The sequence below is a fragment of the Halobacillus dabanensis genome, assembly GCF_900114165.1.
In the GTDB taxonomy this organism is placed as follows: Bacteria; Bacillota; Bacilli; order Bacillales; family Halobacillaceae; genus Halobacillus; species Halobacillus dabanensis.
In genome coordinates, this window is the sequence record NZ_FOSB01000008.1 from 29,664 (window position 1) to 42,667 (window position 13,004).

Genomic DNA, 13,004 nt, shown 5'->3' on the forward strand with positions numbered 1-13,004 from the left:
TATGTATATCGAACAAGTAGAGGACGAGTTGTTTCAATTAAAAAAAGAGAACGGACCAGTCGGTACCTTCAAACTCATTGGCTTATCCAACGGAGTCGTTAAATTAGAACAATTGCAAGTCAAAGACCACATTTCACCAGGGAGGATTTTAGAGGTTTTTGAAGTCATCCTATCTCATGTAGAAGCCGCCGGGCACAAAGAGCTTTTGGTGGAGAGCCATTCAGATGCGCTCGACTTTCTTTTACAATATCAACAGTTCAAGAAAAAAGATGTCGAAAAAAGATTGTGGATATATGAAGTTAACCACAAATAACTGTGCATAAGTATGCTGGTTATTCACAATAAAAGAATTTAATGTGAATAACCTGTGAATTAAATTTTTTAAGTGGATAAAAAACTAACGGAAACTTTGGATATGTGGGTAAAAATGTGGATAACTTGAGGACATCCTGTGAATAGTGTCTAAATTTGCGATATTTTGTAGAATTACTCATAATAGTAATCGACATTTATCTGGAAAAAAGGAGCAACTACGATGAGCAAGGAAACGTTGATGTGGAAAAAACTGAATAACCCTACCGAATCACATTCTTCTATTATCGAGGCAGCTCGTTTGTTGAGTCATCAAAAAGTCGTCGCTTTTCCTACAGAGACCGTTTATGGTTTAGGGGCGGATGCGACGGATGAGTCAGCTGTCCAGCATATTTTTGAAGCAAAGGGACGTCCTTCTGATAATCCGCTTATTGTTCATGTAGCAAACGAAGATCAAGTGAAAGAGCTAGTTTCAGAGATTCCGCCTGTTGCGAAAAAGTTAATGGACGAGTTTTGGCCAGGCGCCCTCACACTAGTCCTCAAAAGTAACGGTGTAGCCGCAAGTAATGTGACTGCCGGGTTATCCACAATCGGAATCCGAATGCCTGACCACCCGCTGGCACTAGCCTTGCTTCGTGCCACAGGTAAACCGCTAGCTGCGCCTAGTGCAAATCGTTCAGGAAAGCCGAGTCCGACTACCGCTCAACATGTCTATCAGGATTTGAATGGAAGAATCGCCGGCATTCTTGATGGAGGACCGACGGGGGTAGGTTTGGAGTCGACCGTCCTTGATTGTACGACAGAAATACCAGTTATATTACGGCCTGGTGGGATAACGAAAGAGGACTTAGAAGAGATTCTTCCTCAAGTAATGGTTGACCCAGCACTTGCAGATGAACAGCATCAACCAAAATCGCCCGGGATGAAATATACTCACTATGCACCGGAAGCTCCTTTATGGCTGATCGATGGGGAAGATGAGTTTTTTCAACGTCAACTGAATCACCTGATAGAAGACGGGAAGAGGGTCGGCGTTATTGCAAGTGATCAATTAGCTGAAAAACTCGATTATGAATTTTTGATTCGCTGTGGCTCACGGAATCATCTTAGTCAAGTGGCAGAGCGTCTTTATGGAGCTCTCCGTGAATACAAAAAAGCGGATATCGACGTCATATTGTGTGAATCATTCCCTGAGACAGGGGTAGGTGCGGCAATCATGAACCGTTTGAACAAAGCAGCTGTAAAAAAGATCCAGACATACTAACATAGTTTCCCCTTCCCATGCATACGATGATACAGCATGTCCGAGGAGGGGGATTTTCCGTTGGAGCAAGTGACTTCGTTAATATTGTTATCGATAGCTTTAGGTTTAGACGCTTTCTCTGTTTCATTAGGAATGGGTTTGCAAGCGATAAGATTGAGGCATGCTTTTTTTGCTGGAATAATAATCGGTGCCTTCCATATTTTAATGCCGGGACTCGGGATTCTCCTTGGGAATTGGCTGTCTGACAGTGCGAGCGAGTGGGCCACTTTAGCAGGTGGTGTGATGCTGTTCGGACTGGGGGCGTATGCTGTGTTCGCTTCTTTTACAGACAAACATTCCGTCTCCTATAGGATGACAGGGATCGGTATATGGCTGTTTGCTTTGAGTGTAAGTATCGATAGCTTCCCTGTAGGCTTCAGCTTAGGGTTAAGGGAAGCGGAAGTCCTTATTTCTGTGTTCTCTTTCGGATTGTTCAGTATGGCACTGACTTGGACAGGTTTTATCATCGGTCGTAGAGCTGGTGGGCTTCTTGGGACCTATAGCGAACTGCTTGGCGGAAGTATTTTATGTGCACTAGGATTAAACGCTATTTTTTGACATATTTCCTGTCTGCCATAATCCTATGATATTATAGAGATAATGGACTATGGTTTAGGAGGAGGTTGGTTATGAATATATTATTTGTATGTACTGGAAATACTTGCCGAAGTCCGATGGCGGAGGCGATATTAAAGTCGAAGCTGCATCAGGGGGATGTGCGCTCTGCAGGGATTTTTGCAGGAAAAGGAGAACCTCTGGCTAAAAATTCAGAACTCGTTTTACAAGAGATTGATTTACAATTAGATCATAAGACGAATCCGGTTGATGAAGAGACGCTTGCTTGGGCGGACCTGGTACTTACCATGACCGATCGGCACAAGCAAACATTGGCCTTACAATACCCAGGTTATCAGGATAAGTACTTTACGCTTAAGGAATATGTCCTATTGGATGAAACTCAATGGACAAGACTGAAAAGCTTGTATAGCCATTTTGAAGAAAAGCGTTCTTCTTTGCTAAATGAGTATCAGGGTCAAATGAATGATGAGGAACTTGAGCAAAAGCTTTTTCAAGAATTAGAATCCGATATCAGGGAAATTGAACAGTTGGAAAAGGGGCTGCCTGATTTAAACATATCCGACCCATTCGGTGGCAATATCTCCATTTATCGAGATACTCGTGATGAGCTTGAGGAACATATAGAAAGACTTGCAGAAAAACTTCGCGGCGAGGAATGACATACCATAGCGGCAATAAATCCATTTCTCGTCGCTTGATCGCTTTTATTACATAAATAGCAGTAAAGAAATAACGTGAACAACAAGCACAAGCCCTTGAAAACTCGCGGGGCTTGTGCTTGTTTTTACGCATCGATAATAGGTGAAGGACATGATCTTTTATAAGGAGAGAGGAAGCTACGAAATGGAGTCATTTTTGTTTGTAGTTTATATTGTAAAATGAAGGATCTAAAGCGTTGACAGCTGAAAGGGAACCTGTCACGATAAAATAGAAATTGAATCGAAGACGGGAGTGTCAGTAGATGAAAGTGATCCTTGCCTCCGATCATGGTGGTGTGAATTTACGTAAAGAAGTGGCCGAAGTATTGAACGACTTAGAGGTAGAGTTTGAAGATATCGGTTGTAATTGTGAAGGTTCAGTCGATTATTCCGACTATGCGTTCCCTGCAGCTGAACGTGTTGCGAGTGGGGAATTCGACAAAGCGATCCTCATCTGCGGGACAGGAATCGGTATGTCGATAGCTGCCAACAAAGTCAAAGGTGTCCGTGCTGCATTAGTCCACGATCTATTTACAGCAAAAGTGACACGAGAGCACAATGACTCGAATGTCCTTTGTATGGGGGAACGTGTGATTGGACCAGGATTGGCAAAAGAAATCGCAAAGACATGGGTATCTACGGATTTTGAAGCAGGTCGACATGAAAGACGTGTAAGTAAGATTGCCGAATATGAAAATAAGTAATACAATGAATGATAGACGAGCAGAGGCTGAAATAAAGCTGAAGCTGACAACTGAAGGAGGAGCCGAATAGCTTCTCCTTTTTTTGAAAATATGAAATTTTATCATTGTCTTCCGCGAAATGTTGGATATCTGCAGACGCCAGTCCTCGAAGTTCAAAGTCTATACTTTATGGTGGCAAAAAACGTCACGATTAGTCTAGTCTCTTACGCTTTTCGGGGGCGAGGCAAGGGCATTCAACTTTTGTTTTCATAAAAGCAGTTGGCGGGGGCAGGTTTGGCCTGCCATCCGTTTGTGCAACTACGAGGAGGAGGGGATAACGAGTGACGGATGTGAAGATGATCCAAAAGGATGTCCGCTCCGTGGTTGATCAGTTGATAGAGGAAAAGGCTATTACAGGCGGACTATTCGTTATTGGCTGTTCTACTAGTGAAATCGCCGGAGAACGCATTGGAACTTCAGGTAGTGAAGCGATTGCTGAAGTCGTTTTTAGTGAATTGAAGAGGCTGGAGGATCAAGCAGGAGTCAAACTCGTCTTCCAATGTTGTGAACACTTGAACCGGTCGTTAGTGGTAGAACGATCTGTCCTCGATCAGCAACGCTTGGTAGAAGTTGCTGCTGTTCCTGTGGCAAAAGCAGGTGGCTCCATGGCTTCATTTGCCTACAAGCATATGCATGATCCTGTCTTAGTAGAGAGTATTGAAGCACATGGTGGTCTTGACATCGGGGATACTATGATAGGAATGCATTTGAAAAGGGTAGCAGTGCCGCTTCGAATTCCACAAAAATCGATAGGTCATGCTCATATTACAGCAGCAAAAACTCGACCTCCGCTCATTGGTGGCGCACGTGCGATGTATGTAACACAACCGGAAGAAGGTTCTTGTGATCATTAGGAATGGAAAGGGGAAACTAAACCATGAATCATGTTAAATCAGCAGATCCAGAAATTTTTGCAGCCGTTCAAGATGAGCAAAAACGCCAGCAGGACAATATCGAATTGATAGCTTCAGAGAATTTCGTATCAGAGGCCGTCATGGAAGCGATGGGTTCCGTACTGACCAATAAATATGCGGAAGGTTATCCTGGCCGCCGCTACTATGGGGGATGCGAACACGTCGACGTCGTCGAAAACTTAGCTCGTGATCGTGCGAAAGAACTTTTCGGCGCGGACCATGCGAATGTTCAACCACATTCCGGGGCACAAGCAAACATGGCTGTCTATTTCACTGTCCTCGAACACGGAGATACAGTGCTCGGTATGAACTTGAATCATGGCGGACACCTTACACATGGAAGTCCTGTCAACTTCAGTGGTAAGCTCTACAATTTTGAAGAGTACGGAGTTACAGAAAGTGACGAAACGATTGACTATGAAGCTGTATTGGAAAAAGCGAAAGAAGTTCAGCCGAAGCTGATCGTTGCTGGTGCTAGTGCTTACCCTCGTGAAATAGACTTTGCTAAATTCCGTGAAATAGCCGATGAAGTCGGAGCATACCTCATGGTAGATATGGCTCACATTGCTGGTCTCGTTGCGACAGGCCTTCATCCGAATCCGGTTCCCCATGCCCATTTTGTAACGACTACAACACATAAGACTTTGCGCGGTCCGCGTGGTGGCATGATTCTTTGTGAAGAAGCTTTCGCTAAGAAAATTGATAAGAATGTGTTCCCAGGCATGCAGGGTGGTCCATTGATGCACATCATTGCAGCAAAAGCTGTATCTTTCAAAGAAGCTCTCCAGCCTGAGTTCAAAGAATATTCCCGTCAGATCATAACGAACGCCCAGCATCTTGGTAAGTCCCTTTCCGAAAAAGGGGTGGACCTCGTTTCTGGAGGAACAGATAATCACCTGTTGCTTCTTGACTTGCGCAGTAAAGGCCTGACCGGAAAAGTAATAGAAAAGGCTTTAGATGAAATCGGACTTACAACAAATAAAAATGCTATTCCATTCGACCCTGAAAGTCCATTCGTCACTAGTGGTATCCGTATCGGAACTGCAGCAGTGACAAGCCGTGGTTTCAAGGAAGCAGAAATGGAAGAAATTGCAGATCTGATCGCATTCACGCTTGAGCATCATGAAGATGAAGCGAAGATGAAAGAAGCAGAAACGCGCGTTCGCGAACTCACTTCCCGTTTCCCGATGTATCAGACACTCAATTATTCTGCCCTGTAACGAATGGACCCAAGAGCCACTAGACTCCACTAGTGGCTCTTTATAATACTTTTTAAATTATGTGGCAGAATCCTGTAAGACTCGATTCCGAGATAAACCAGGGTTCGTTGCTGTGATGAGCGTCAGGGTTGGTGGGGAAGCTACTCGCTTTCCTGTGGGGGACCTGGCGAGCTTCCTCGGGCTAACGCCCTGTGGGATCTCGCCTATCTCCTTCTCCCACGGGAGTCTCGCAGCTTCCCCACCAACCCATTCGGTATAGGGGAAAAACGAACCCCTTTATCCAGCAGGGGCATCTTCCTTTATCCCTGCCCTATAAGTGTAAAACCTCTATAGCAAGCTTTCAGCATCTAAATATCTGCTTTAGAAGTTAATATTTTCCCACTTCTCTTGAGCTAGAAAGATGGTTATTCTAGCAGCGGTTTCGAGACACTTATATAGTAAAGGGGCGGAGGGAAAAGGTGAGACTCCTGTGGGCTCAGCGCCCGCCCCACGGAAATAGAACCTTTTCCTGTAGCCCTAAACTCCCACTAAAGTCTCGAAACTGATTCTTAAAGAATAGGGAGTTTTGGTGGAACGATTGGATGGGAAGTAAGGTTGCGGTGAGGTTTCTTTTTCTGTACAATTTAAAGGATGTAAATTTTCAGAAGGAGTGAATGGCAATGGCAAACGTTTATGTACTGGATCACCCTTTGATTCAACATAAGTTGACGTATATACGTAAAAAAGAGACAGGAACAAAAGACTTCCGTGAACTGGTAGATGAAGTAGCAGCACTTATGGCATTTGAAATTACGCGTGATCTGCCGCTTGAAGAAGTATCCATTGAAACACCTGTCGTACAAGACGCAAAGGCGAAAGTTCTGACAGGAAAGAAAATCGGACTTGTTCCTATTTTACGAGCAGGCCTCGGAATGGTGGACGGAATTATCCAGTTGATTCCTGCAGCGAAAATTGGACACGTAGGTCTCTATCGTGATCCAGAAACATTGCAACCTGTCGAATACTATGTGAAGCTGCCGAGTGATATCGAAGAACGTGAACTGATTGTCATCGACCCGATGCTCGCGACAGGCGGTTCCGCCAATGAAGCGATCCACTCCTTGAAGAAACGTGGCGCCCGTCAAATTCGATTAATGTGCCTTGTTGCAGCACCGGAAGGCGTTGAAGCAGTACAACAAGAACATCCGGATGTAGATATTTATCTGGCTGCTCTTGATGAGAAGCTGAACGAAAAAGGATACATTGTACCAGGTCTTGGAGATGCAGGAGACCGCCTGTACGGAACGAAATAATAGATTTTCCTCGAAAAGGAGGAGCACATATGCCAGAACCAATCAAAGTAATGACGATTTTCGGAACAAGACCAGAGGCTATTAAAATGGCACCGCTTGTACTGGAATTGAAGAAACGGACGGAACAGTTTGAGCCGATTGTCACTGTCACCGCTCAACATAGGGAAATGCTTGATCAAGTGTTGAACATTTTTGATATCGAACCCGATTTTGACCTTGATATCATGAAATCTCGTCAATCGCTTGCCCAAGTGACGACGCGCGCATTAGAAGGTTTAGATGAAGTGATGAAAGAAACGAAGCCTGATGTCGTTCTCGTCCATGGGGATACAACAACAACGTTCGCAGCATCATTGGCGGCTTATTATAATCAAATACCTGTCGGGCATGTAGAAGCAGGGCTGCGCACGTGGAATAAATATTCTCCGTTCCCTGAAGAAATGAACCGTCAATTGACAGGGGTCATGGCGGACCTTCATTTCGCACCGACGAACAAGTCTAGAGACAACTTGCTTGCAGAAAATAAATCAGAAGATCATATTTTCGTCACAGGTAATACAGCTATTGATGCGCTGCAAACAACAGTGTCGGATGACTATACATCCCAAGTACTCGAGGAAGTAGGGGGCAAGCGTCTTGTGTTGATGACAGCCCACCGTCGTGAAAACTTGGGTAACAACATGCAACAAATGTTCCGTGCCATCAAACGTCTCGTTCAGGAGCACGAAGATATCCAAGTGGTTTACCCTGTTCATTTGAACCCAGTGGTTAAAGAGACGGCGGATGAGATACTGGGCAATGATGACCGAATCAAGTTAATCGAACCACTTGATGTCATAGATTTCCACAATTTCGCCTCTAGAGCACATCTCATTTTGACTGACTCGGGTGGGGTACAGGAAGAGGCACCATCTCTAGGAGTTCTGGTTCTCGTACTGCGTGATACAACGGAACGCCCAGAGGGTATTGAAGCTGGTACATTAAAACTTGCGGGCACGGAAGAAGATCATATATTCCATTTAGCTCACGAGTTATTATCTGATGACACAAAACATGAAGCGATGGCGAAAGCATCCAATCCCTATGGAGATGGACAAGCGTCTGCAAGAATAGCAGAAGCTCTTCGTTATTTCTTCAATCACCGCCAGGATAAACCAGCACCATTTGAAATTGAATGATACGTTCACAGGACGAGGTCAACATGACCCCGTCCTTTTTTATATTTCCCCATCCACAAAAGCTCCCTATTCTTGAAGCCCTAGTTTTGAGACTTTTTATGGATGGATAGGTGCGGCGGGGAATGACTCGCTTTCCGCGGGAGCGCGGTGAGCCTTCTTAGGCTAAAGCCTTGCGGGGTCTCACCAAGCACTTTTTTCCCGCAGGAGTCTCGCCATTCCCCTCTGCACCTTGCGAAGGTCGATTCTCGAAACCACTCCAAGAAAAAGCAGGAATTAATGGGAGGGGGCTGATGAGCATAAGGTACCCCTATGATGGAAACCTTGCTATAGAGCGTTATATTCCCATAGGACAGGGATACTGGAAGACGCTCCTTCCTGGTAAAGGGATTCGTCTCTCATTAACTTCGAATGGGGTGGTGGAGAAGCTGCGAGACTCCCGTGGGAGAAGGAAGTAGGCGAGATCCCACAGGGCACTAGCCCGAGGAAGCTTCGCCGGTTCCCCCACAGGAAAGCGAGTAGATTCCCCACCACCCCTGACTCTTCATACGGCAACGGATCCCGATTATCTCGAAACTGAGTCTTCCGTAATACTGCCAGTTTGTTGAATATAATCTTGGGTTATCGTTCGCATAAATATGTGGTTGTGGCAAAGGATAAGGAAAAAAGGAGCACAGGCAAATGCGCTATCTTTTTCTCACCATCATAACCACATTAATAATGACCGGATTCAGTGCTCCTGGACCAGACGAAGAAGTGACTATCATCGTTGAATTAGAAGAACCATCAGAAACTTTCATTGCAGAAGTGGAACGAAGACTACCTCGCCTTGAAATAGTAGCAAGTTACGATACTATTTTTAATGGCGTAGCGATTCGCGGAACAGCAGCTGAACTGGAAAAAGTCGCACGGATGGATGTAGTGAAAAATCAGTACCCTGTCCATCAATATGAAGCTTTGAAAGAAGAGGGTCCTACCTTCTCGACAGAAAAAATAAGAGAAAGTTTCCACCACCCCCAAACAGGCGAAGGGGTGAAAGTGGGAGTGATTGATACAGGGATTGACTATAACCACCCAGATTTACAGAAAAATTATAAGGGGGGCTATGATACCGTCGATTTTGACGACGATCCGATGGAGACAAAAGAAGAAGGGGCAACCTCTCACGGCACACACGTTGCAGGGGTGATTGCAGCGGACGGGGAGATGGAAGGAATTGCCCCTGATGCAGATATTTATGCTTACCGTGCTTTAGGGCCGGGGGGAGTTGGGTCATCTGTTCAAGTAATTGCTGCGCTCGAAGAAGCGGTTAAAGATGGAATGGATGTGATCAACCTATCTTTAGGAAACGATGTGAACGGTCCAGACTGGCCTACGACCCATGCAGTAAACAAAGCCATTGAACTAGGATCGACTGTTGTGGTAGCGGCAGGTAACTCTGGTCCTGATGCCTGGACGATCGGTTCTCCAGCAACATCTACAGATGCAATCACTGTCGGAGCTTCAGCGTTGGATATGAATACTCCTTTTTTACAAGTGGCAGGAGTGAAAGAAAGAATAGGGATTCTGCTCATGGCGGGATCAAAGGAGTGGGATTTAAATAAAAAATATCCTGTCCAATATGTCGGAACCGGGGAAAAGGAGATTGGTGATCTAAAGGGGAAAATAGCGCTTTTTGAAAGAGGGGGCATTCCTTTCAGCCATAAGGCACTAAAAGCCTACCAGCAGGGCGCAGTAGCTGTGCTCATCTATAATAACGAAGAAGGAGCTTTTCAAGGAGGCATGGACGGGGTTAATATGCCGATCCCTGTAGCTTCTATATCTAAAAAAGCAGGGGAGTGGCTGAAAACTGAAGCCATTCAAGAAAACCAATGGGTAGAAACAGTAAATCTCTCATTAGGTGATCAAGTAGCCCCGTTCAGTTCCAGAGGACCAGTGACAACAAACTGGCAAATAAAACCTGATGTCCTTGCACCAGGTGTAGACATATACAGCACAGTACCTGGTGGTTATGAGTCACTTCAAGGAACGAGCATGGCTGCTCCTCACGTTGCTGGCATAGCTGCGTTAATGAAAGAAGCTCATCCGGATTGGGGACCTTCTGATATTAAACAGGCGATCACGAGTACAGCGGACCCTGTTAAAAATGGAGAAAAGCCTTTTCCGCCTACAGAACAAGGAGCGGGTTTTGTCGACATGAACGGGGCCCTCACTCCCTCTTTAATGATTGACAAAAGCTCGCTTAGTTTTGGTAAGACAGAGGATCGATCGTTTAGAAAAGAACTACCATTAACTATCAAAAATCTTTCAAAGGAACCCTTGAAAATCACGGTGGAGAAACCTGAGCGGATAACAGGAGAATCATGGACGATTCCGATGCCTTTTGAAATACCGGCCCAAAGTGAAAAAGAGATGTTTGTAGAGTTACGTGTTTCTACAGCGTTTCTAGACGATGGAGTTCATGAGGGTTATCTATCCTTACAAGCGGGGGAGGAGCAATATTCCATCCCATACGTATATGTGAAAGAACAATCGGATTATCAGAAGGTTTCGGGCTTTGAATTAACACAATCCTGGCAAGGGGCCCGTAATGCGGCATACAGATTTCATTTAGCCGAAAAAGTAGAAAAGGGGAGGGTCGACCTATACCGCGCTGGAACAATGTTGAGTGCCGGAACCATACTAGAGTGGAAGGGAGAAGAGGTAGAAGCAGGGTTGATAGAAGGAGAAATAGACCTGACAGGGAAAGCGTTAGAGGGAAATTATATAGCAATAGTAAGTGTTGAAACAGAAGCAGGGGAAGCAAGCTATCCATTTCCTGTTTATATAGAAGGAATAGAGTAGAGGTTGACAGCGTCGCAAATCATCAATTGCGACGCTTATTTTATTATCAATAAACAGGATCTTCGCCCTTTTATTTGCGGGCTGTATAAATGTGGCACAATTGTGACGAAAATGTGATCGAAACATGTCGCTCATTTGTATTTTTGGTCACAAACTCATTGACATCAAACTACCCCTATTGTATTCTTACATAGTGTGGAATGATAAGGTTTTCATAGGAGTTGACATAGGTTTTCAGCCAGCTGATTTGATATGGAGGAAAGGTTTATGAAACATAACGAATCCCCTTTCAAAGCTATGGCTTTAACCAGTAGTATCGTTTCCCAACTCGCAGGCGGTCCACTCGCAGGCGTGTTCCTCGGGAAATGGGTCGACGAGCGTTTTTCCACTGAACCCATATTCTTAATCATAGGATTATTCCTTGGATTAGGTGCAGGTACATATGGAACTATTCATTTAGTACGGACGTACACGGGAGACGATTGACATGCAAGTATATCAACAAATGATGGCCCGTCAACGCAAATGGATGTTCTACCTTCTGGCTTTATTGGTACTTGGTTGGGGCATCACCCCTTGGGAACCGATTTTCCTCGGACTTCTGCTAGGAAGTGCACTGAGCTTTTACAACCTCTGGCTCATGCAAAGAAAAATCCGCAAGCTTGGCGAAGCTTCTGCAGAGAACCGCTCTGTAAGAGGGATAGGTACTTTTACGCGATTGGCTTCTGGCGCACTAGCCGTAGTCATTGCCCTTCAGTTTGAAGAATATTTCCATTTAATTTCAGTAGTTTTGGGCTTAATGGCAGCCTATTTTGTCATTTTAATAGATTATCTGTTCAATAAATCAACAGTTTAGCATGATGGAAGGTAGGTGAACAGTTTGAATCACGAAGCACCGATGTGGGAGGATGCGTTTGGAATTTCTTGGTTGGATTTCAACTTATCGAACGTATTGATGATGTTTGTCGCGTCATTGATCGTATTCATCCTCGGCGTAGCGGCGACAAGGAACATGCAGCGATATCCGACAGGTTTTCAGAACTTCATGGAGTGGCTGATCGACTTTATCAAAGGGATCATAGGATCCAATATGGATTGGAGAACAGGTAGGTTATTCTTGCCTTTGGGACTAACATTATTCGCCTACATTTTCGTAGCGAACATGCTTGGGGTTATTACCAATGGCGTTGTTGGACATACCCTTTGGTGGAAATCACCGACAGCCGATCCAGGGATCACTTTGACACTAGCAACACTAGTTGTTGTTCTGTCCCACTATTATGGAGTGAAGTTGAGAGGCGGTAAGGAGTATGCAAAAGGATTTGTACGTCCATTGCCATTCTTATTACCATTTAAGATCATTGAAGAATTCTCGAATACGTTGACTCTTGGTCTACGTCTTTACGGGAACATCTACGCAGGTGAAATTTTGCTGAGTCTGCTCGTTGGTCTTGCAGCGACAGGCGTTGGAGGTTTCATTGGAGCAACAGTTCCGATGATAGCATGGATGGGCTTTAGTACTTTCATTGGTTTCATCCAGGCATTTATTTTTGTTATGTTAACGATGGTTTACTTGTCTCACAAGGTGAGCGAAGACCATTAATATAAAGCATTATAAATAATTTTTTAAAAATATTGAGGAGGATTTTCATTATGGGTCTTTTAGCAGCTGCAATTGCAGTAGGTTTAGCGGCACTAGGTGCTGGTATTGGTAACGGTCTGATTGTAAGTCGTACAGTAGAAGGGATTGCGCGTCAACCAGAATTGCGCAGTGCACTTCAAACAACAATGTTCATCGGTGTTGCCCTAGTAGAGGCGATTCCTATCATCGGCGTTGTTATCGCATTTATCGTAATGGGTCAATAATTAGGACGAGCATATACGCTTTTGGCGAAGTTCAACTCCATCGATCTTCGCCTTTCCT

At 44.7% G+C, this 13,004-nt stretch carries 14 protein-coding genes; all 14 read left to right on the forward strand.

The window, feature by feature from the left end; genetic code table 11:
- The first annotated feature begins 1 nt into the window (after window position 1).
- On the forward strand, window positions 2-313 hold the full coding sequence (locus BMZ58_RS13965; protein WP_075037181.1) for a hypothetical protein: 312 nt from the start codon (window positions 2-4) through the stop codon (window positions 311-313).
- A gap of 222 nt (window positions 314-535) precedes the next feature.
- Window positions 536-1,576: an L-threonylcarbamoyladenylate synthase gene (locus tag BMZ58_RS13970; RefSeq protein ID WP_139207347.1), complete on the forward strand. Its 1,041-nt coding sequence runs from the start codon at window positions 536-538 to the stop codon at window positions 1,574-1,576.
- Window positions 1,577-1,645: 69 nt separating this feature from the next.
- Window positions 1,646-2,173, forward strand: coding sequence for a manganese efflux pump MntP (locus tag BMZ58_RS13975; RefSeq protein WP_244151600.1), 528 nt, complete (start codon window positions 1,646-1,648; stop codon window positions 2,171-2,173).
- 71 nt (window positions 2,174-2,244) lie between these two features.
- Window positions 2,245-2,853: a low molecular weight protein arginine phosphatase gene (locus BMZ58_RS13980; RefSeq protein ID WP_075037183.1), complete on the forward strand. Its 609-nt coding sequence runs from the start codon at window positions 2,245-2,247 to the stop codon at window positions 2,851-2,853.
- Window positions 2,854-3,155: 302 nt separating this feature from the next.
- Complete coding sequence (gene rpiB / locus BMZ58_RS13985) at window positions 3,156-3,596, forward strand: ribose 5-phosphate isomerase B (protein WP_075037184.1); 441 nt, start codon at window positions 3,156-3,158, stop codon at window positions 3,594-3,596.
- Between the two features lie 329 nt (window positions 3,597-3,925).
- The gene (locus BMZ58_RS13990; RefSeq protein ID WP_075037316.1) at window positions 3,926-4,489 is read left to right on the forward strand and encodes a TIGR01440 family protein; all 564 of its coding nucleotides are present in this window, start codon (window positions 3,926-3,928) and stop codon (window positions 4,487-4,489) included.
- 23 nt (window positions 4,490-4,512) lie between these two features.
- Window positions 4,513-5,769 (forward strand): serine hydroxymethyltransferase, encoded by a 1,257-nt coding sequence (locus BMZ58_RS13995; RefSeq protein WP_075037185.1) that lies wholly within the window; start codon window positions 4,513-4,515, stop codon window positions 5,767-5,769.
- A gap of 659 nt (window positions 5,770-6,428) precedes the next feature.
- Complete coding sequence (gene upp / locus BMZ58_RS14000) at window positions 6,429-7,061, forward strand: uracil phosphoribosyltransferase (RefSeq protein ID WP_075037186.1); 633 nt, start codon at window positions 6,429-6,431, stop codon at window positions 7,059-7,061.
- 29 nt (window positions 7,062-7,090) lie between these two features.
- Window positions 7,091-8,239 carry a non-hydrolyzing UDP-N-acetylglucosamine 2-epimerase gene (wecB, locus tag BMZ58_RS14005; protein WP_075037187.1) on the forward strand — a complete coding sequence of 383 codons (1,149 nt, stop codon included), beginning with the start codon at window positions 7,091-7,093 and terminating at the stop codon, window positions 8,237-8,239.
- A 678-nt stretch (window positions 8,240-8,917) separates the two neighbouring features.
- The gene (locus BMZ58_RS14010; protein ID WP_075037188.1) at window positions 8,918-11,080 is read left to right on the forward strand and encodes a S8 family serine peptidase; all 2,163 of its coding nucleotides are present in this window, start codon (window positions 8,918-8,920) and stop codon (window positions 11,078-11,080) included.
- 267 nt (window positions 11,081-11,347) lie between these two features.
- A complete protein-coding gene (locus BMZ58_RS14015; RefSeq protein WP_075037189.1) occupies window positions 11,348-11,566 on the forward strand; it encodes an AtpZ/AtpI family protein in 219 nt (72 codons plus the stop codon).
- Window position 11,567: 1 nt separating this feature from the next.
- Window positions 11,568-11,936, forward strand: coding sequence for an ATP synthase subunit I (locus BMZ58_RS14020; protein WP_075037190.1), 369 nt, complete (start codon window positions 11,568-11,570; stop codon window positions 11,934-11,936).
- Between the two features lie 24 nt (window positions 11,937-11,960).
- A complete protein-coding gene (gene atpB / locus BMZ58_RS14025) occupies window positions 11,961-12,683 on the forward strand; it encodes a F0F1 ATP synthase subunit A (RefSeq protein ID WP_075037191.1) in 723 nt (240 codons plus the stop codon).
- A 50-nt stretch (window positions 12,684-12,733) separates the two neighbouring features.
- On the forward strand, window positions 12,734-12,946 hold the full coding sequence (gene atpE / locus BMZ58_RS14030) for a F0F1 ATP synthase subunit C (protein ID WP_014644824.1): 213 nt from the start codon (window positions 12,734-12,736) through the stop codon (window positions 12,944-12,946).
- Window positions 12,947-13,004 lie beyond the last annotated feature (58 nt).